General features: G+C 46.0%; 18 protein-coding genes, 1 pseudogene and 1 CRISPR repeat array. All 19 genes and pseudogenes read left to right on the top strand.

All coding sequences use genetic code 11. From position 1 onward, the window contains the following. Positions 1–76: 76 nt before the first annotated feature. Positions 77–612 (top strand): annotated as a pseudogene (locus YERSI8AC_RS10665) (BREX system Lon protease-like protein BrxL); the annotation flags it as partial. Beyond that, the gene (locus tag YERSI8AC_RS10670) at positions 609–935 is read left to right on the top strand and encodes a hypothetical protein (protein ID WP_236557480.1); all 327 of its coding nucleotides are present in this window, start codon (positions 609–611) and stop codon (positions 933–935) included. The pseudogene YERSI8AC_RS10665 and the gene YERSI8AC_RS10670, both read left to right, overlap by 4 nt. A 187-nt stretch (positions 936–1,122) precedes the next feature. After that, positions 1,123–1,329, top strand: coding sequence for a hypothetical protein (locus tag YERSI8AC_RS10675; RefSeq protein ID WP_236557286.1), 207 nt, complete (start codon positions 1,123–1,125; stop codon positions 1,327–1,329). 62 nt (positions 1,330–1,391) lie between these two features. Beyond that, positions 1,392–1,574, top strand: coding sequence for a hypothetical protein (locus YERSI8AC_RS10680; protein WP_039858298.1), 183 nt, complete (start codon positions 1,392–1,394; stop codon positions 1,572–1,574). Positions 1,575–1,632: 58 nt separating this feature from the next. After that, a complete protein-coding gene (locus tag YERSI8AC_RS10685; RefSeq protein ID WP_039858299.1) occupies positions 1,633–1,956 on the top strand; it encodes a hypothetical protein in 324 nt (107 codons plus the stop codon). Between the two features lie 412 nt (positions 1,957–2,368). Further along, complete coding sequence (locus YERSI8AC_RS10690; protein ID WP_159176728.1) at positions 2,369–3,223, top strand: Shedu immune nuclease family protein; 855 nt, start codon at positions 2,369–2,371, stop codon at positions 3,221–3,223. 91 nt (positions 3,224–3,314) lie between these two features. After that, entirely contained in the window at positions 3,315–4,250 is a 936-nt protein-coding gene (locus tag YERSI8AC_RS10695; protein ID WP_159176729.1) for a hypothetical protein, read from the top strand. 90 nt (positions 4,251–4,340) lie between these two features. Further along, the gene (locus YERSI8AC_RS10700; protein ID WP_159176730.1) at positions 4,341–5,150 is read left to right on the top strand and encodes a hypothetical protein; all 810 of its coding nucleotides are present in this window, start codon (positions 4,341–4,343) and stop codon (positions 5,148–5,150) included. A gap of 91 nt (positions 5,151–5,241) precedes the next feature. Further along, entirely contained in the window at positions 5,242–5,712 is a 471-nt protein-coding gene (locus YERSI8AC_RS10705; protein WP_159176731.1) for a hypothetical protein, read from the top strand. Positions 5,713–5,932: 220 nt separating this feature from the next. Next, entirely contained in the window at positions 5,933–10,501 is a 4,569-nt protein-coding gene (locus YERSI8AC_RS10710) for a hypothetical protein (protein WP_159176732.1), read from the top strand. Between the two features lie 666 nt (positions 10,502–11,167). Then, on the top strand, positions 11,168–11,413 hold the full coding sequence (locus tag YERSI8AC_RS10715; protein ID WP_152419228.1) for a hypothetical protein: 246 nt from the start codon (positions 11,168–11,170) through the stop codon (positions 11,411–11,413). Further along, positions 11,397–11,822 (top strand): hypothetical protein, encoded by a 426-nt coding sequence (locus YERSI8AC_RS10720; protein WP_152419229.1) that lies wholly within the window; start codon positions 11,397–11,399, stop codon positions 11,820–11,822. The genes YERSI8AC_RS10715 and YERSI8AC_RS10720 overlap by 17 nt, the downstream gene beginning before the upstream one ends. 559 nt (positions 11,823–12,381) lie before the next feature. Continuing rightward, positions 12,382–12,510 (top strand): MbcA/ParS/Xre antitoxin family protein, encoded by a 129-nt coding sequence (locus YERSI8AC_RS10725; RefSeq protein WP_425543008.1) that lies wholly within the window; start codon positions 12,382–12,384, stop codon positions 12,508–12,510. 532 nt (positions 12,511–13,042) lie between these two features. After that, a complete protein-coding gene (locus YERSI8AC_RS10730) occupies positions 13,043–13,252 on the top strand; it encodes a hypothetical protein (RefSeq protein WP_159176733.1) in 210 nt (69 codons plus the stop codon). 9 nt (positions 13,253–13,261) lie between these two features. Next, the gene (locus YERSI8AC_RS10735; RefSeq protein WP_152419230.1) at positions 13,262–13,477 is read left to right on the top strand and encodes a hypothetical protein; all 216 of its coding nucleotides are present in this window, start codon (positions 13,262–13,264) and stop codon (positions 13,475–13,477) included. 360 nt (positions 13,478–13,837) lie between these two features. Next, positions 13,838–15,076: a TniQ family protein gene (locus YERSI8AC_RS10740; RefSeq protein ID WP_051051893.1), complete on the top strand. Its 1,239-nt coding sequence runs from the start codon at positions 13,838–13,840 to the stop codon at positions 15,074–15,076. Between the two features lie 4 nt (positions 15,077–15,080). After that, positions 15,081–17,138: a hypothetical protein gene (locus tag YERSI8AC_RS10745; protein ID WP_039858311.1), complete on the top strand. Its 2,058-nt coding sequence runs from the start codon at positions 15,081–15,083 to the stop codon at positions 17,136–17,138. 10 nt (positions 17,139–17,148) lie between these two features. Further along, positions 17,149–18,198, top strand: a complete 1,050-nt coding sequence (csy3, locus tag YERSI8AC_RS10750; protein ID WP_159176734.1) for a type I-F CRISPR-associated protein Csy3 — start codon at positions 17,149–17,151, stop codon at positions 18,196–18,198. Continuing rightward, positions 18,195–18,803 carry a type I-F CRISPR-associated endoribonuclease Cas6/Csy4 gene (gene cas6f / locus YERSI8AC_RS10755; protein ID WP_009286533.1) on the top strand — a complete coding sequence of 203 codons (609 nt, stop codon included), beginning with the start codon at positions 18,195–18,197 and terminating at the stop codon, positions 18,801–18,803. The genes csy3 and cas6f overlap by 4 nt, the downstream gene beginning before the upstream one ends. Before the next feature lie 123 nt (positions 18,804–18,926). Continuing rightward, a CRISPR array of direct repeats spans positions 18,927–19,374; the repeat unit is 28 nt; unit sequence GTGAACCGCCGCATAGGCAGCTGAAAAT. Positions 19,375–19,627: the final 253 nt, after the last annotated feature.

Genomic DNA, 19,627 nt, shown 5'->3' on the forward strand with positions numbered 1-19,627 from the left:
CAGAGCTCAGTAGTACTGGGCCGACAGTATTTTGGTTTCTGGCGGGCAAACCACGGTGGCTAACCTGTTCTACAACATGAGCTCACGGGGCATTGGCCTGGTGGGTATGTGGGATTTGATGGCGTTCGATGAAGTGGCCGGTATCTCTTTCAAGGATAAGGACGGGGTGCAGATCATGAAGAACTACATGGCCTCTGGTTCTTTTGCCCGTGGGCGCGAAGAGATGGAGGCCTCAGCCTCGATGGTGTTCGTCGGCAACATCAACCAAAGCGTGGAGTCGCTTGTAAAACCAGTCACCTATTGACGCCATTCACCGATGCCATGATTGGTGCCGCGTTCTTTGATCGCTTTCATGCCTATATTCCTGGTTTGGAAATCCCCAAGATGCGGCCCTCGTTCTTCACTCAGCGCTATGGGTTTATCGTCGACTAACTGGCTGAATTCTTCCGTGAAAGGCGCAAACGCAGCTTCGCTGATGACATTGATTGCTACTTCTCGTTGTGTGACAGCCTCAATCAACGTGACGTGATCGCGGTACGTAAAACTGTGTCGGGCCTGCTGAAGCAGATGTTCCCTCATGGTGAGTACATGAAAGACGATATACGGGAGTGCCTGGAATACGCCATGCAAGTACGCCGCCGCGTGAAGGAGCGGCTGAAAAGAATGGTGGCATGGAGTTCTACGATGTCCACTTCAGCTACATTGACAAAGAGACCTTGGAAGAGCACTTTGTGTCGGTGAAAGGGCAGGGCGGTGGCGGCCTGATTCCAGAAGGCCAGAGCAAGCCAGGCGTGGTGCATACCATTGGTCTGAGTGATAAGGACATGCCGGGGGTTTACCGCATCGAAATGCAGGTAACCGCAGGCAGCGGCAAGCTGGCCATGTCAGGGCTTTGGAGTTCCACCGCTACCAAAGTAAGTCAAATTAGTGTTTGATTACTTCAAGGCCAACGCCAGCCGCATCAGCGGTGCCCGTAAGGTGTTGGAGCATGATTTTCACCTCCATGTGGTCGATCTACAAAATAGCGGCGTTTTGCGTGACCTCTCACTCGCTAGCTTGGTCGCGTTCTCTTGAGGTCTGGTCGGTAAACCTACTCAGAGCCAAATGGTCGTGCTGGGCGATATGAGCCTAGGAAGCAGCCTAAAGCTTGTCGAAAGTCTAGCGGAATGCCTGCAGGTTGCTTTTGATGCCTGTGGCAAGCGCGTCACCCTGCCCATGAGCAGCGCTATGGATATTTCTACCATACCTGGTGAGCTGTTCACCAAGTTTCAAACCAATTTCTATGCCGAACCGATTGATGCAGTGGTCAAAGCGCTTGGGGTGGATTAAGGTTGATGAGTCTATTGCGATGATACATTCATGCTCTCGCACGCTTTACAGGAGGCAGTTAGATGGAAAAATCTAATGAGCTCAGTGATGTAAAAGCAAACGGCGGTCCTCTGCAGCGGCTTAAGGGCTCGGTTGGCAAATATGAACTGCCATTTGAGCCTTTAGGCATTGAGGACTGGGAGGCTATGCAGCTGGAAGAGCTTGTTCCAGCCACCCGCACAAGTGATGAGCATTTGCCGAGATAGGCACGCATTGCACATGCCATGTGAGTGAGTACATGGTCGGTAGGCGAGGAGCATAGCAATGAAAGTGACTGAAAAAGTTGAAGTCGAGGCCGTCACCGATGTGGTGTGCGATGTATGCCTAACCACAACGCGTGTAGCAGATGGAAATTTTGAGTACGCCACCCTCAAAGCCCATTGGGGCTATGGCTCTCAACACGACGGCGAGCGTTATGAAGTTTACCTGTGCGAAAGCTGCTTTTTCAGCACGTTGGCTTACTTCAAACAAGAACGCCGCGTGCAAAATTTGTTCAGCAAAGATAGCGACAGAGATCAGGCCTTCAATACAGATGACCGCATTGGGCTCGTGGCGAAGGATGACTATTTTGGTGACAGGGATACATAATCTTGATAAGTGGTTTTGCTTCGCTTTTGGACTGGCTACAGAGGGCTGCTTTAGGCAGGTTTCGACCCTGAGCGGACGTTCGGAGGAATTGAATATTCACAGGGGTCTTTAGCTCGCGATGCGCGTTTTTCTGGTGACGGTTGTAATATAAGTGCGCATATTTCTGGAAAAGTATGCTGTGAGTGTTGGTAAAACAATGGTTTATCAAATGGCGTTGTATGCTTATGCGCCATCCTGAAAAACTGGTCATAAAGTTAACGCGCATGCGCATTACTCTAGCGAGCCCTTACAAGAAAAAATAGTATGTACCCTTTTCTATCAGTAGTTTAGGGATCTTTTGGCAAGTTGAGGCTTCCCAGAAAAATGCGCATGCGCATGAATAAAACTGTTATAACCCAATGGAAGGTTTTTTATGAAATTAGATTTCAATGAACAACTAGAAAAGTCCTTCATTGATATTTTGGAGTCTCCGGCTCCTGAGGGAAAAAAGAAAGAGTTAGTAGTACATGACTTTATGGAGAAAAACCCAGAGCTAATCCCTACACCAAATTTGCTAAATCACCACCTTCACTTTGAAGTGGTAGTGTCAAAATTCCCTTTGGATACATCTTTAGAAACTGACTATGTATACCTTACAAAAAGCTCTGACACATGGAGGGTAACCTTTGTCGAGCTAGAAGTTCCGGACAAGAAACTTTTTACGAACAACAAAAAACAAGTAGATACCTCATCTGACTTCAATAAAGCCATAGCTCAAGTTAGGTCATGGCAAGTTTTTGTAGAAGATCACAAAGATGAAGTCCTCCGGAGACTTGAGCCAATATTCTACCCAATAACAATGAGAAGAAACCCTGTCGAATTTGAATATCAGCTGGTAATTGGAAGATCAGAGGAAAAGAATGGGTCACCTGAAAGGATTAAAATCCTCAACCGGCTCCGAGAAGAAACTAGCATAGATATTATGACTTATGACACGCTTCTAAATTATTACAGAAATTCAGAGAGATATAAGAAGGATATACTATCTCTATCAAAGAACAAAATGACGTTCAAACATATTCATACAGAATCAACAATGCTATTCAGCTATGTTAGCAAAGATGACTTCATTCTAACCTCAGAACAAAAAGAGCATTTCAAATCAATAGGGTATGAGATTGATGAATGGGAGAAAGGGAAGTCGCTAGCTGTAAATGGTAAGTACACCATGGAAAACTTTCATAAAAAATCAAAAGAGAAAGGGCTATCTGGTGTGCTTGGTTTATAACAAATCAATCAACTTCGCGCCTGCGGCGCCGGACGCAGCAAAGCTGCGCCGGTTATTGAGGCGTTAGATTGAATTTTTGAGACTGAAACATATGCCTACCACAACAACATCAAGACTTCCGCCGCCAACTTCTTGGGATGAGTTTGAAGATGTCTGTAAAAGTTCATTCTCACTGAGGTGGGCTAATCAAAATTTGGCAAGACATGGACGGCAAGGACAGAAACAAGACGGGGTCGATATCTACGGGGTAGATTCTTTACAAAAATTTGTCGGTATTCAATGTAAAAATACTATTTCCACAATCAGCCAGCAGCTAATAGAAAGCGAGATTGTAAAAGCAGAACAGTTTGCTCCTCAGCTGGCTGCACTTTATATTGCGACAACGGCTGATCGTGATGTGCATATTCAAGCTTTTGCACGCAAGCTCTCTGAAGAAAGAAGAGCTCAAAGTAAATTCCCAGTTGATGTGGTTTTTTGGCCAGATATTGTCCATGACCTGTCTAGAGACGATGCTGCAATTCGGCAGCATTTTCCTCAATACTTCAGTTTGCCCTCTCAAACACCTGAACAATTAAAGCGTGAAAAGGATATTGACAACATAAGTGCATTCATTGAAGTAATAGACTTCCCGTCAACATACGAACACTTAAGATGGGGGGCAAAATACATTCATCTATCTATTTTAGAGCAGCTGGAGAATATGAATAATGTTAAGCAGTCTCCAGTCTTTAATTTACATGACCAAAATTTACTTGCCGCTGTAAACGAACTTATAGATGAATGGAGTGATTTGTGTTCTCTTGTGCGCCAAGCACCATACAACTTAATCGGACATCAAAACACATTAAGCTTTTACATGCCGGGTGATTTTTGTAGAAACCGAGAAGAGAATGACATGTATGAAAACATAGGTGAACAAATAAAAAATCTTATTCATTCAATTAGTTCATTTTGCCAGTTGATTAACACAACTTATCTAGAGATCAATCTTGAACGCTCTAGCTCGAAGGCAAGATCACTATATTAGCAAATCTAACAAGCGCATGTTGGCGGACTTGTTTTCCGCTGCGCTCCAAACAAGCCGCAAATGCGGGCGTTATACATCAAAGGATCGATCATGTTCATTGTAAATATTGAATATCCAGGAACTTGGCTAGAGTTTCCTGATAAAGATAAAGCATTTGAAATAAAAAACCTTATTTCATCGATGGAAACAGCCGTAATAGATATGGCAATTACACTGACTATGTTTATAGAATGCCAGCAAAAAAATCAGGAAGAACATACCTCAGGTACGATGAGGGACACGTGGGAACTTGATAGACAGTTAAGAATGCGCATAGAACAAGAGTATCGTGCTGCACTACCTAATAAAAATGACTTTTATAATAACCATGACTATCATAGAACTGAAACTGAAAAGCTTTACAGAAAGGAAAAGCTAGATTCTGGTGAAGTACCAAGAAGCTATAAACACCGTATTTCATTCATACATGCACACAGCTTTTTATCTTCAGTAGATACATTTTCAAAATATTTATCTGTTCTCGCAGATGAAACAGAGCTTGATCATGTAAAAGACTTAAAAAAACAGTTAGAGGATACTTTTCCGTCGTTAGCTAAAATACGTAATAGTGCTCAACATTCTGAAGATAGAAGTAGAGGATATGGTAAACCAGCAGATGTAAGGAAAAAGGTCAAAATGGATTTAAAACCTATGGATAATGGTTTTATTAAAGCTGAAGGTGGAGGAGTTCTAGCACTTAGCAACTTAAACGGAAATCGTCTTGGTTACACAATAGACGATGGTACTTACCAAGAATTTGAAATTAGTCAAAATTCACTTGGCGTTGTGGCTGATTTATTTCAACATTTAATCAACGGTTTTCAATGGGCAGGCCCCGTTGAAATTAGCCCACATATATAAAATGCATAACAAGTTGCTGCATCGGAAAAACTGCTCGCTCTCGCTCGCATTTTTCCGCTGAGCAAGGCGTTAGGCATTACAGGAGACATCTATGTTAACTGCAACACTCTGGGTAGCTGCAGGTGTTTTTACAGCTGCATTCATAGCGCGAGGGGTAAAAATATCTGAGTTCCGTCAGGCATGGATTGACGGACTCAGAGAAGACATTTCCGTATACACGTGCAAGGCTCATCAATGGATAGATTTGTACTTATTATCTAACCCAGAACCTGACCAAGAAAAGAAATCTAACATGGTTGCTCAGTTAGACCGTTTAAAATATGACGCTTTACACATCCACAGCAGAATTAGTCTTCGTTTTAAACCTGACGATACCGCTGCGAACGATCTTCTATCCGAACTTTTGGATTTGCTAGATCCTTTAAAAACCGGGCTTGAAAGCAGTGCCTATTCAAACTGGAGGAAGCTATCTGACAAAGTGGTTTTGAAGGCAAGGATTTTACTTAAGGAGGAATGGGAGGCAACCAAAAACCCACTCCGAAAACTATACAAAAAAGTCTAACAATCGCAGGCACAGCGACGGCTTTTATATTGCGGCTGCGCCTTCATTGAAAAGCCGCGGATGCTGCGGACGTTAGACCGCTATATCTGAGTCATCTAAAAGACCGCTTCTGGCCGAAACAGGAATGCTCGTGCATAGATGCAATTGACCCAAAGCGACCATGCAGGCAAAGGCAGCATGTGCTTTCATTGGTGTTGAACAGTTAGGTATGAGATCCCGAATGATCGAACCATTTAGAACCCATGTTGAAAACCTGAGGAACGCTCTGCTGACTCTGAAGCCAACGGGAGAAGATGGCTTTGAAGGGCTTATTGGCGAAGCGCTTGAAGGAATAACGAGCATCCCCTTTCGGCTTGCGAGTAGCGGCTACCAACGCGGAATCGACGGCAAGGCTGCTTTTGAAGGCGCTGTTGCTTTCGAAGGCAAACTCTACACGAACAAACTGCCGCGCGCAGACGTGCTGTCAAAAATCCCCGACCTTGTCCGCCACAACGATCACGCAGACTTAGTCTGGGTACTAGGCGCAACCTGTGAGGTACCTAGCCAGTTGGCGGACGACTTGCGTGCCGATGGAACACAGCAAGGTATCAGTGTTCTTATTTTAGATTGGACTCCTTCCGATTTTCCACGTCTGGCTGTGGCGCTCGCAATAGCTAGTATCAAGACCGAAGCCTTTCTGAAAGCCAATCTCATCAATCAGGTGTTAAGTGTGGCGCTTTCTGCACTGGATGCTATTCGTTCAGATGCTCGGTTTCCGCACCAAGAAGAGTCAATTCGCAGAAGCCTCGACGCGTCGGGAATGGCCACAGTGATGGCAGAGAAGGCCAACGTAATATGGTTCGAAGAAACCGTATCGCAAAAGGCCATTGCGCGCATCGAACTCGGTCAGCCCCTCGCACCCAGAGACCGAGCTGTCACCGTTTTAGCCCGCAACAACTTAGTCATTAAACTGCGGACATATTTATCGAATATGGATGATGACAATATTGTCTGCGTCCATGGCGAGGAAGGCTGTGGCAAATCATGGATCGTGTTGCAGTCATGGCTTGCACAACCTGACAAGCCACTTCTGGTGTTTTTAACGCCTGATGATTTTTCAGAGGTCGCTACACATGACGACATAGAGGCACTTCTGATTACAAAACTCGTTGGGCAGACTGGCAGCGTAAAAAGCGATGAGAGCATAATCCGCTGGCGGCGCCGCCTGAAGGCATGGGCGACTGACGGCAAACCGTCACGGCCTCGCTTCGTTTTCGTAATCGACGGAGTCAATCAGCGCCCCGACTGCAGGTGGGGCAGGATCATCAGCAACGTCGCAACCTATGTTAACCAGCGTGGCGGTCGCATCGTACTTACTGCACGCACACACTACTTCAACACGCGAGTTAGGAAGGCGCTGACATACCCTGTTAAAGAAGTCGTTGTTCCCAAGTGGGGTGCTGAAGAACGTGAGAGCATTCTAAGAAAGCACCTGGTTCCCCTTAACAAGCTCAATCCAACTGTTGCAGAGTTCCTAAGGAATCCTCGCATTCTGTCGATTGCACTTGAGGTTTTCGGCGATGATGTTGCGATATTTGAGGAACTTAGCATCGAACGCCTGCTGTTCGAGCATATCATGGCAGGAATCAAGGAAGACTTTGGTGACGATCCTATCGAATTCGTAGCGCATCTACGCGGCCAAGCGCAGGAACTAATAATGCGCGCTACGAGCCAAGTAAAGGACGATCTGCGCATCTTTGACAGCGAAGTTCCAGCGGTTGCCGAAGGCCGCTTCTATTCCGCCGTCCCCGGGGAGTCGCAAAAATACGAACTCAGGGATGAGGGGCTAACATTGGCCCTTGGGTTCTCTATTATCGAAAATCTGCGCAAAGCCAAGCGCAACAACCGTAGTCTTGATGATGCTCTCAAGGAGGTTCTTGAGCCGATCGAAGCGCTAGATAAAACGGCTGAGGCAGTGAAAGCGGCAATTACAGTATGCGCGGCTGACGATGATGAGTATTCGCCTGAGATTGCCCAGGCACTTGTTAAGGGATTCGCCGAGCTTCAGAACCCACCGCCGGATTCGCTTGACGCCTTGGTTAGTTTAGCAAGGGAAAGACCGCTGGATATCGCAAAGGCGGCTCGGAATCTCTGTTTGGATTCTAGTCAACAGCCAAACTTCGATTGGATACAAGCGGCGCTTGTTCAAACTGTAAAATCAAGTTCCGTCTGGGACTCGGTGGCACAGGAAGTTCGGGATTGGCTATGCGCATACTCTCTGGCGGTGGAGCGCCGTATGCATCGTCACGTCCGCCGTGATCCCCAGGACAAAGTTCAGCAGGAGCGTGAAAAGCTGCAAGCGGAAATGGATGACAAGCTTGCTGCCTTCTCACCCGCCGAAAAGACTCGTCAGAGCCGACTAATAAAAATGGAGGGTGATCTGGATGCGCTATCGGGGCTTGCTTTGATTTTGCTGGCTGGCAAGAGACTCGCACCGTTCGCAAACGAGCTTACTGACTGGAGTTTTGCCAACGCGCTTAACGGCTCCTATCAGGTGCCAAGCAAGGATTTCCTTGCCCTCATTAGCCTGAACCTTCGTGATTGGTCAGAGACGCGAAGTTCACTGTTGCGAAGTTGCAAGGATCTGACCTCTGATACCATCTCAAAAACAGGCAAGTGGGCTCTGCTTAGAATCTTGCGAGCAACGGGCGATTCAGGTGACGATCGGGAAGCTAGCATCCTTTATGAGGAACTAACCCATGATCGTCAGATACCACACCGCCTATTCCCTACAAAGGAAAAAATAGAGGCCTGTGATCCGTCAGCACCGGTACCTGCTAACATGGATCAAACAGTCCAGCGTTACCAGAGCCTTGATTTCACCGCGCTCCGACAGGGTAGAGGGCAATCGTCTCAGGATCACGTTTTTGTTGATTCCCTGCCGGTCGTTGCTCGTTTTGCACTGAAAGCCGCCGCAGCTAAGCTTCGCGAGTTTGCAGAGGACGTTGTGAAACGCACCGACATATCGCTTCGACAAGGGTTATTGGAGCTGCGCGAACATGGCGCGCTCGCCACGGAGGATCAGGCACGGGCTCTGGTCGAAAAATGGAAAAATGCACAAGGAGCAGGCGATAATCAAGGACTGCCAAAAGGTGAGAGCATCTTGCTGCAGTATGAATTGCTCATCGCTTTTCCATTCCTTGATTGCTCCGAGCAGATTGAAATTCTGCTGGCAACGACCGAGGATCAGCCACTCCTGCTGGAACTCATCGATGAAACCAAAACTCCCGATCCACAGATCCTCGACCGTTTCTTAAAAGAAACCCTGGCCGAGGGCACGGAATGTTATAGGCAGCACCTACTTCTTGAGATAGCTGCAGCGACGGGCGCCGAACTCTCAACCGAGATATGCGATTTCACTCGGTCTTCCATTACTTCGAAAGAGGGGCGGCTTCGCAGCAGCGCACTCGGTCTGGCAGCCCACTCGGGGCATCCCGACCTAATAAGGGCGGTAGCGGAGAGTGGCTGGAAATACGTTCTGTCCGAGGGTAAAGGTAATTTTGAGAACTGGTACGGCTCTATTGCTTTGCTAAAGGCTGCAGAAGCCGGACTCACCGATGAGAGTATGGTTATAGACCGGATTTCACCATCACTCTATGGGCGAGCAGCAACGGTGCTCAACAGGTCAGCGGTTCAGCAAATTGCTCAACGCATTGATGCCTCTATTCACTGTGCAGTCGGCCTACCGATTGAGCTGGTTACTCCTGAAATTGAGTTGGAGGCAGAGTATATTTTTTCCGAGGATCCAATACTTTTCTCTGTCTCAGAGCGAGAGACGCCCTCAGAGAATATAGAAGATTTTTTCAGACGTTTATCCGAGAGCGATAATGAATTCCGCGATAGGCAAAAACATAATAAAGACTCGTTCGTTGCTTTCAGGGAAGAGCTAACAGCAGCAAAAGCGCATATCATTCTTGATCACCTTACGTATGAGGATTTTGCGGCGTTGGCCGTTATCGATCCCGAAATTATAAATAAGTGGGGTGACCTCTTCATGGAGATCAACGACACTAGGCTCCCAGTCGTCCACAATCTCATTCTGCTGGTGGCTAGTGCGATTGCAGACACCAACCCTGAGAAGAGTGTGCTGCTATTTAAGAGAACGGCACATAGCCGCCCGTTGGTAAGGTTTACATTCGGTAAGAGCGGCGTTGATCTTGGGTCAATTAGCGCCTGGAAGGGAGGCAAACCTTCATCTTTTGATGCGTTGCGTAGAAAGCGATTGGACAGCGCGGCAACTGACCAAGCGATTGCAATCGAAGTATTATCCGCATTGCAATGCAATCAAGGGTCTTTTCTTGATGCCTATATCGATGAAAAGATTGCACAGCCTGAGCCAGCCGAAATTGCTCGCGGGCTCATGGTTGCTGGCTTTTGCGATAATAGCCCACACATTGAAAGGACATTAGCAGAATTCAAAGATACCGAGGGCCTGCTCGGCAAAGCGTATGAGGCGGCTGTCACTGCCTATCGGCACAATAGCTGGGCTCAACACTGGTTCAATATCATGTGTGAAACTAATAATCCTGTTGCGTTTTGGCAGGCCGGAGTTCTTTTCACACAATGTGTCGATGGCCGGTTTGATATGTGGAGAAATAGCTTTATTCAATACGGCGGTTCGATTGCGGCCTTTAGTACGAGCCTAAAAAACCCACTGAATAGACGCTATGAAAAACTTGCAAAGGACCGCCAAAAACGACTTTTTGGGCAGGAGGCTCCGTCAGCTATTTTCATCCACTCAGCCGATTAAGTGTTGTGATGGTAGACCTTTTCTTCTTAAGTCATTGCTTTATTTGATTTATTGTCCAGCATATAACAAGCTGCTGCATTCGGAAAAATTATTTGCTGCGATCCTGATTTTCCGGTGGACACGGCGTTGGGCCAAATAGGAACTCATTGAGCAGGTCAAAGATCTGGACGCGGAACGTATTACTATTCCCTGAGCGCGCGGCATATCGTTTATCCGTGGCGAGCTCTATTCCGACGGGCCGACATCAGCCTTAGCTTCGAAAGCCAACGGGGTTTTCAAGCCTAGAACTGAGTGTTTTCTGCCCGCGTTGTAGAAACCCGGCCGGTTCCCGCGTGCAGAGTAAGATCTGTATCCGCCTTGACCTCATTGCTCAGGCGAAAATATGCAGCAACAGCGAACCACAGCTTTGTCCGTAACTTACTCATCTGCATGCCCAAATTGCTGCGATCGCCCGTCAAAATCCGGTTGTGGCAGGTATCTGCCGAGAAAATTGTTCTTATTATTTAAACGCAATTTCCTGCTTGAAAGCTATCTGATTGGCCCAGCTTCCAGCGACAGCAGATAGCACCAGTAGATATTGCATAAAGGGACGGATCAATTTTGACAGCGTATCAATCGCAATCCATATTTGCATAAAATCAGCTTTTATTAGCGAAAGACGCCATCATGCCGAAGGATAAAAGTAACTGTGACAAATGGCTTAATGGCGGCGGTGTCAATGATGATGCCTTTGTCAGTCACAAGCCGCCAATGACGAGCCTGAGGGGCTCTGTGCGTAAATACATGGGCACCTTTGAGCCGGTAGGGGATGATGATTGGGCAGTGTTAAGTCAAGTGAACGACTCTCCATTTAAAGAAGGTTATATCACTAACTCAGGAAATGGTGCCTACGTATATGAACATTCCAAATAGTTTGCGCGAAACTGAGATGGAAGCAAAAGCGCGTCGAGCCGTGATGGAAAGCGGCGATTGGTTAACGGCCGGTGAGATATTGCAGTTGCATGGCGTCAGCTCACGTAGTGACTGTGCTCAACCTGCGCAGTGGAAACAACAAGGTGATATTTTTACTATTAATGACCATGGCACCGAATACTATCCTGCGTTTGGGCTTGAAAAGGAAGCTGGCTACCGACCATACGGGGTAATGTCGAAAATCATCGACATCCTCAAAGACCATAAAGATGGGTGGGAAATGGCTTTTTGGTTCCAGTCAGTAAATAGCTATCTTGGCGGGCTAAGACCTCAGGACTTGATGGCCACAGACCCTAATCTCATTGTCGACGCCGCTTTTGATGAGGTTCTAGGGATCAACCATGGGTAGCGGACAGAACGAGGCCCAACAGCTAAACACTGACCGAATTCCTTCGATAAAGCCAATTAAAGTAATGTCGGCTGCACCTGAAGGGATTGGTAGGATTAATATGAACTTTCTGCTGCAGATCAGCTCTGTCTTATAACCGTGATTTGCCAGTTCCTGCTAAATGGAGTTATTCCTCCACGGGCGTCGGGTTTCCCCAAATATGTTGTCATTTTAGATGTAGTAAACAGCATGTGATGAGGTTGATCATGCCAAATGAAACAATGACGTCTCAGCAGCTGAGGGATAATGAGCATGAAACCCTGGTAGCCGAGTTTTGGCGGTTCAGTAAAAGCCACACGTTACGCAGCGTAATCTGAGCGCCTAATAAGCATCCACGATGGCCTTCTACCAAATTTATACCAAGCAATGCGAGAGACCTTTCAGCTAAACGGTAAGCAGGTTGGCATTGTTAAATGCATCTATATCGACTCTTCACCGCCGCAAACGTGAGGGGAAGAACCTGAACTCCGTGGCGTCAGAACGGCTTGATAGGATTGCGACCATGAGCCAACTTGCCGTGATGGTGTTCGAGGACAAGCCTGGCGCAATCAACTGGCTGACTCGCTCGAATGGGGCTCTAGGAGGGCAGGTACCTATAATGCTCTGCAAGACCGAAATTGGGGCAAAGCAGGTTCGTCGTGTGCTATAAGCTATGAAGTGTGGTGGGGTCGGGGTGGTTTGAAGTAGCTACTATTCATGATGGATATCCGGCAAGCCTGGATGATTAATCTCTGTCGATCCCTTTGGAATTACAGGTATATCCTGTTTGTTGCACGAAGCTTTAAACCTGTCGGGCTGGTGACATCAATCGATACGCTAAATGTGAGCAGTAAGGGGGGATAAGCTACCTGTTTGAGGATGGTTCCACCTTAACAGACAAAGAATCCCTGCGTATTCGACGCCATGCGAGCGCTGCTATCCATGATCGCCCAGCACTGCTATGTGGATAGTTAAATAGCGATCTTGAGCACCTGGAACAGGTGCATTTGGAAACAACATGCCCTCATAGTGGTTTCTACACCCCATGGCCATTTATGGAAGCAGTACCCTTACCACCAGCGATGATGCCAATGAGTTGGTGGTAGAAAGTATGTCGACCCGCGAATCAACGTGTCGAACGACAAAATGCCACACAACAGGCGAGCTATGAAAAGGCCTATCGTGAGTGGAAATGGCGAAAAGTGAATTTTGATGCGGCAGTATTTGCCCGCCAGCATAGGGAAGAATCTGGTGTGTTGATTCAGCATGAAGCTATGGCGCCCACCCTGGAAGAGCTATTGGATGAGATAGATTGGCCGCGTGAGACAGTCATCGACTTCGATCTTGGTAGTGGTGACACCACGATTGCACTAAATATTGATTTGCCCCCAAAAGATAAGATGCCCAACTGATAATGGACGATGCTAGCAAAACCCATCAAGCTCTCGTCGAAGATGCGTAGTGCCATTCGAAAGCGGGAATTGTATCGTGATCACGTACAGGGCATTGCCTTTCTCGTGCTATGTGCGGTGTTTTTTCGTTTGCCACGTGTTCAAGAAGCGCGAGTTTCTGGGTATCGTCAGGTCGTTGATCCCGCTACTGACGGTGTTCGCGACCAGTATCTCTTCAGCATCTAAGTTACCAGAGCGCAGCGGATACGTATCAACTTCGAACAGCTTGACACGGTTGCGGCCGTAAAAGCGTTTTCGCTTCGTCGTGACATGACCAAAACAGGCATCTTTCGTGTTATTGAGCCATTTAAGTTGATCTAATCTCTGAGTGAAGCGTCAGGCACTTTTCCACAAAGGCTTTTGCGCCGCTTAGCCGCGGATGATAGTTCAGTGTTGTTAAAGTGAGAGATGTTGAAGTGACTGATGGTTCTTTGATCGGCGGACATGGTGGTTGAGTACTGTAAGCCAATATTTTTTAGAAAAATTTATGCTTTATGGTGAGTAGCTGCTATATGTTTGATAAGGATATCTTAGCAGGTGGTTGCCATGAAATTGCTTGTCCGCCCAAGACCGTTCATTAACGAGTCACTTGAGAGCTACATGCTCCGTTTGTCGCAAGAGAATTTCTTCGAATACTATCAGCAGCTTAGCCGAGCGATAAAAGACTGGCTGCAGTTGCATGATCACGAAGCAGCAGGGGCGTTCCCAGAAGAGTTAAGTCGGCTAAATGTCTACCATGCTGCGCAGAGTAGTAGCCGACGCATCAGAGCGCTCAAGCTAGTGGAGTCGCTAACTGATAATGAAAAACTTCCGCTGCTACACTTGTCAGTAATGCACTCCAGCGAGAAATTTTGTTCACGCTACGCTAGCGTGTTCTATGCCGGTAGCCACCTACCCAGAGCGTTAGTACGCCAAAAGGAGATACCTGTTTGCCCGGATTGCCTTACTGAAGCTAACTACATTCGTCAGGAATGGCATTGGATGCCATACGAAGCTTGTATTAATCACGGCAAACAGATGCTGCATGAGTGTCCAAAATGCGAAGAGAAATTAAATTACACTCATTCGGAATGTTTGCACACTTGCCGCTGCGGATTCGATCTTCGTAACGCCGACACAGAGCCAGCAGACGAATGGCAGCTGATAGCGAGTCGCTTGGCAGTAGGTGAGCATTCGCCTTCAAGGCATCCTCTATTAGACATCCGACCCATCAGTTTGCGACTTGCGTGCTTGCTGTGGTATCAGCTATACACATATAAAAAGCTAGACGCCAGCGATCAGGTTCCCACTCGTACGATTGAGCAAGCTATAGAGTATTTCACGCATTGGCCTGAAGTGTTTACACAGGAACTAGAGCAGCAAGCTGCGCTCTCAGGCGATAAGTTGATATGTGATTATAATAAAACCTCATTTCGCGATATTTTTGGCAATATTGTCGGCATTTCGCGCCTTCTTTTGCAGGCTTCCCCAGAGAGTGATTTCGTCTTGGCGCCTTTAGAAAGTTTTTTAGCCCGATTAGTAGAGCAGAATCCGCAAACGCGTGTGCCAAACGTCGCAGACTTTCTTATCAGCATGTCAGAGGCAGCTATTCTGCTAGGCACATCGTATGAGCAAGTGTACCGACTTTATGAAGAAGGGTATCTAAAAATTGCGGTCAGATTGAAGTCTCACGAAAAGCTAGTGAACGGTAAAGGGGTGTTTTACTTAAGAGAAATCATGGAGTTACGTAAATCACGCATGCCGATTGAGACAGGCAACTACAACAATTATTTACCAGCGTGGTAACGTCATGTCTTTTATTAACTTGTTAGAAATCGATGAGCCAAGCCGCTCAGAAGCGATTCGAAAAGCCTTTGCTCCCTACACGCCGCTGCTAGAGGTTTCTGAAAATATTAGCGCTGCAATTTTGGCACTGCTCAACTTATCGCATAAGCGTCAGTTTGCACCCGATTTATTGAATAAAAAAAGAGCAGTTGAAACACTCAAAGATTGGGAGCATATAGAAAGCTGCGCGCAAGAAATGCAATGGCTGCACTCACATAACTTAAAGCTCCCCGATACACGTGTCGCACATCAGAGATTGTTAGTAAGAGCTGAGAAGCCCTCGGGGAATGTCCTTTCTTCATTTAATAGCGTGAGTCGTTTGGGCTGGTCACACAACTCAGCAGCTGTAAATAAAGCAAAGCTTTTTGGAGCTCAATTTATATTTAATGGTGAGACACACTGTTTGGCTACTGTGATTATGGATAATGAAGAAAGATGGAAGGAAGAATTCAAGAAGCTTGGTATATCTGCTGGTCAGTGGATTTACCTTCAGTCGCTTTTCGAGGCATATTTTACTGAAAATCTATTGCCCTCTTATGTGGATAGGTGTTCTGTACAGGTGACATTTATTTACCAAGGGAAAGATGTAAGCATTACACCGGTGACTTCACATTCATTGTTGGCCGATATTCAAATTGCTCGCCGCAATAAAACTGGGAATTTTTCAACAATAAAACATTGGCACCCCTCAAGTGTTGGAGATTTATCGTCATCACTTGGAGGCAATATTTCAGCTCTTAATTATCCACCTCGCTTGCTATCTAATAGCTGTTATAAAAATAAGAATTTTTCTGAAGGATCTTTTTTAGATTTTCATCACAGCTCTTTGAGAAGTAAGTCGTTCATCTTTGCATGTAATGATATTATCGAAAGTAAAAGTTTTTTGACAGCGAAGGAGAGGCGAGATGCTAGACGTGCTGGCATCAAATTGCTGAGGCAGTCTTTATCTGAATGGCTATCTCCAGTTAGCTATTGGAGAAGTGTAGGAAGAGAAGTAATTTCAGAGCGGCATAACAATACAGCATGCCTTCTGATTTCTGCTCTTGACGAGGATGTACTTGGAATTCTACCTGAGGTTAATAAAGAATTGCACAGTATTTTGGTAAGATATCCCCAGACACAAAGCTTTGCTTACCGCTCAGATTTATTAATTCCTTTCAAGTCTCAGCTTAAATTTTTACTGACAAAATTAAAAAAACAAAAAGGTGAGGACACAGTTGAAAATAATTTTCATTATCTTCATTTGAAAAACTTGCATATCTTTGATGCTCAAGCGCTATCTTGTCCCTACATAGTGGGCCTGCCTTCACTGCTAGCAGTATGGGGAACCGTTTATAACTACCAGCTACGTTTACGAAAAATTCTTAAACGAAGCATCGTATTTGAAGAAGTTGCTTGGTTTTTGCGGCAATATGAGCCTTCTTCGGGTGCCAAGATACCTGCTCCTTACCAACCACCAGTGAAGCCAGGTGGGGCTCCTAAACGCCCCGGCCTGATTGATATGCGCTTTTGCGATTTACGCATGGATTTAGTTATTCGCTATCGTATAGAGGATAGAGACGATACCCCGGTGGGAAATGAAGAACTGCCAATACTGCAGTCTGCTTTCCCCGGAAGGTTCGCGGGGGGGACTATGCAGCCCCCGCCACTTCATGAAGAGTTGCAGTGGTGCCAAGTATACGCAGATGAGAACAGTTTATTGGCAGCCATATCGCTTCTGCCGGACGAAGGTCGTTGGATTGTTGACTCAGAAAAACAGGTGCAAAGCATTGAAAGCTTGGTGGCATGGTTGTCCAAGCATCCCAATCATTTACCTGCTACGAGTGGCTATCAGTTGCTTGAAGAACCTTGCTATCGGTCTGGTTCGCACAGGGAGCACCATGCTTATGCTGAGCCTTTGGTCGGTCTAACAGAGACGTTGTCACCGGCAAGCGTGAGGCTCAATGGTAAAGCTGACTTTCTTAAAAACGCTTTTTGGAGGTTGCAAAGCCAGAATCTGACTATGCTGATGAAAAAAGCATAGGCAGGTCAGCATGATGAACTCTTTCAGGCATCTTAGCTATGAGCGCTCTCTCAATCCGGGTAAGGCGGTTTTTTATTACCGGACAGATTCGAGCGAATTTGAGCCGTTGCAAGCTGAAGTGACACGGTTTCGTGGCCCCAAGGCAACGTTTAGCGATGGCTATATGGCATCTGGGACTGCGCGCGCAAAAGAAACAAGTGATTTAGGATTTTCTAATCTTATCATGCTCGAAGCGTGTTATGTACCACCGTTAGTCGATACGGTGTATTGTCGCTTTTCTTTACGCATCATTGCAAACAGCTTAGAACCAAATATCTCTGATAATGCAGAAGCAACAAAAGCATTGAGAGAATTTTCTGATACGTATAGAAGTTTGGGCGGATACTATGAGTTAGCAACCCGATATGCTAAAAATATTCTTTCAGCAGAATGGCTTTGGAGAAATAAAGTTGCAAGAGGAGTAGTTGTTGAAGTTTCTACCTCTAATTTAAAAAACTACTGTGTTAAAGATGTACAGTACAAAGAATGGGGTTCTTCTTGGGGAGGAGATGATCTTAAATCATTAGAAGGACTAGCAGCCGAGCTTGAAGAAGCACTTTCTTGCCCACAAAAATTTCTTTTTGCTGATGTAACTGCCAAAATAAAAACAGAATTTTGCCAAGAAATCTTTCCCAGTCAATTATTTGTTGAGAAAGATGATAGAGGCAACGGAAGTGCGGCTAGACAGTTTGTGAAGAGCACAATGAGTGATGGTCGTCAAGCAGTTAGCTTTGGCGCTTATAAAGTCGGAGCAGCAATTCAAAAAATTGATGACTGGTGGTTAACTGAAGGTGCAGAATATCCCTTAAGGGTAAGTGAGTACGGTACAGATCGTAGTCGAGTTTTAGCTATGCGTGAACCTACTACAAAAAGAGATTTTTATTCATTGTTAGACGAAATTATAAGTATGACTGAGGAAATGAATAAATCCAAGCAGCCTAGTTACAGTGCTCACTACTTAATGTCAGTGTTAGTAAAGGGTGGGATGTTTCAAAAAGGAATTAAGAAGGGTGAGAAATGAGATACTTTTTCCACATTAGATATTTAATGCCTTCAGCCAATCATGCATTTTTAGCAGGTAGGTGTATTGCTTGCTTACATAGCTTTATGACTGGGCCAAAGATAACAAATCATGGTGTTGGTGTTTCTTTTCCATTATGGGCTACGGATACAGTCGGAGGTTCAATAGCTTTCGTGAGTAAAGATAATAATGCCTTGTCTAATTTATCATCAGCGCGTTATTTTAAGAATATAGCTGACGAAGGATTTATTGAAGTTAGTGGTGTTAAAATGGTTCCATCCACATTAGAGGAAGTGAGGTTTATTAGAAACCAGCATATTGCTAAGTCTTTTCCGGGCGAAATTAAGAGAAGATTGGCCCGTGGCAAAAAGCGGGCTGAAAAACGTGGTGAGACGTTCATGCCTATTAGCGTTGTATCAGATCGTTTGGTTGATCACTGCCACGTAATTCCTATTGATAGCCGCTCGTCAGGCCAACGCTTTCCGCTGTATGTCCAGCTTGAGGCACTCAGCGAAGAAAGCAAGCATGATAGCTACAATAGCTACGGCTTGGCTACACAACACTCGCATACTGGCTCTGTTCCAAATCTTAAACATATTACCTAAATATTTATAGAATATATATTGTATTACTTATCAATGTCTTATCTCTTATACGCCAAGAAGGGTATTTTTACCATTTTGTGTTTATCTCGTTGATATCTATATTTTAAGTACTAACTACGTCTAGTGAACCGTCGCATAGGCAGCTGAAAATCGGTGCAGATTCAAGCCGAAAGCCGAGCAGGCGTGAACCGTCGCATAGGCAGCTGAAAATCGCTCGATGGCGGGCTAGGGAGTTAAACGTATGTGAACCGTCGCATAGGCAGCTGAAAATAAATGCTACCCGTGCGCAGCATGACCACCTGGGTGAACCGCCGCATAGGCAGCTGAAAATCGCGGCGAATTGTGGGACACGTTTATCGATGCGTGAACCGCCGCATAGGCAGCTGAAAATATGGTACGCAGTGAGTCTTTTACCCATAGCGGGTGAACCGCCGCATAGGCAGCTGAAAATCGCGAGAGGAGGTGAATAAATCGATCCGGTTGGTGAACCGCCGCATAGGCAGCTGAAAATTTGGAGACGATTGTTAAACAGCAGCCAGTTTCGTGAACCGCCGCATAGGCAGCTGATATTAGGACTGGAAGCCAGCAACGGTAATGATACACACCGCCGCAATGGCAGTAATTGTTCTAAAACCTCCAATTTTACTTGGAGGTTTTTTTATAGTGAGCCTGGGATAGCGCGCAGCGCCCAATGAGGGGGTCATGAGGGTGTCCTCTGTGGGATTGAGGGCGGATGGTAGGGCTGTCGTAAGAACTTTTCCTACAACCATCGCTCGCCATGACATCTCCAGCAATGACACCTTCCGCCACCTAGGATTGATGCC

The organism is Halomonas sp. 113 (assembly GCF_904067645.1).
Lineage (GTDB): Bacteria > Pseudomonadota > Gammaproteobacteria > Pseudomonadales > Halomonadaceae > Vreelandella > Vreelandella titanicae.

Excerpts from the sequence above, each read along its gene's own strand:
- YERSI8AC_RS10740 (WP_051051893.1), top strand. The coding sequence starts at position 13,838 with ATGAAATTGCTTGTCCGCCCAAGACCGTTCATTAACGAGTCACTTGAG.
- YERSI8AC_RS10710 (WP_159176732.1), top strand. The coding sequence starts at position 5,933 with ATGATCGAACCATTTAGAACCCATGTTGAAAACCTGAGGAACGCTCTG.
- YERSI8AC_RS10675 (WP_236557286.1), top strand. The coding sequence starts at position 1,123 with ATGAGCCTAGGAAGCAGCCTAAAGCTTGTCGAAAGTCTAGCGGAATGC.
- cas6f (WP_009286533.1), top strand. The coding sequence starts at position 18,195 with ATGAGATACTTTTTCCACATTAGATATTTAATGCCTTCAGCCAATCAT.
- YERSI8AC_RS10735 (WP_152419230.1), top strand. The coding sequence starts at position 13,262 with ATGCTAGCAAAACCCATCAAGCTCTCGTCGAAGATGCGTAGTGCCATT.
- YERSI8AC_RS10690 (WP_159176728.1), top strand. The coding sequence starts at position 2,369 with ATGAAATTAGATTTCAATGAACAACTAGAAAAGTCCTTCATTGATATT.
- YERSI8AC_RS10715 (WP_152419228.1), top strand. The coding sequence starts at position 11,168 with ATGCCGAAGGATAAAAGTAACTGTGACAAATGGCTTAATGGCGGCGGT.
- YERSI8AC_RS10700 (WP_159176730.1), top strand. The coding sequence starts at position 4,341 with ATGTTCATTGTAAATATTGAATATCCAGGAACTTGGCTAGAGTTTCCT.
- YERSI8AC_RS10705 (WP_159176731.1), top strand. The coding sequence starts at position 5,242 with ATGTTAACTGCAACACTCTGGGTAGCTGCAGGTGTTTTTACAGCTGCA.
- YERSI8AC_RS10725 (WP_425543008.1), top strand. The coding sequence starts at position 12,382 with ATGGTGTTCGAGGACAAGCCTGGCGCAATCAACTGGCTGACTCGCTCG.
- YERSI8AC_RS10680 (WP_039858298.1), top strand. The coding sequence starts at position 1,392 with ATGGAAAAATCTAATGAGCTCAGTGATGTAAAAGCAAACGGCGGTCCT.
- csy3 (WP_159176734.1), top strand. The coding sequence starts at position 17,149 with ATGATGAACTCTTTCAGGCATCTTAGCTATGAGCGCTCTCTCAATCCG.
- YERSI8AC_RS10720 (WP_152419229.1), top strand. The coding sequence starts at position 11,397 with ATGAACATTCCAAATAGTTTGCGCGAAACTGAGATGGAAGCAAAAGCG.
- YERSI8AC_RS10745 (WP_039858311.1), top strand. The coding sequence starts at position 15,081 with ATGTCTTTTATTAACTTGTTAGAAATCGATGAGCCAAGCCGCTCAGAA.
- YERSI8AC_RS10695 (WP_159176729.1), top strand. The coding sequence starts at position 3,315 with ATGCCTACCACAACAACATCAAGACTTCCGCCGCCAACTTCTTGGGAT.
- YERSI8AC_RS10685 (WP_039858299.1), top strand. The coding sequence starts at position 1,633 with ATGAAAGTGACTGAAAAAGTTGAAGTCGAGGCCGTCACCGATGTGGTG.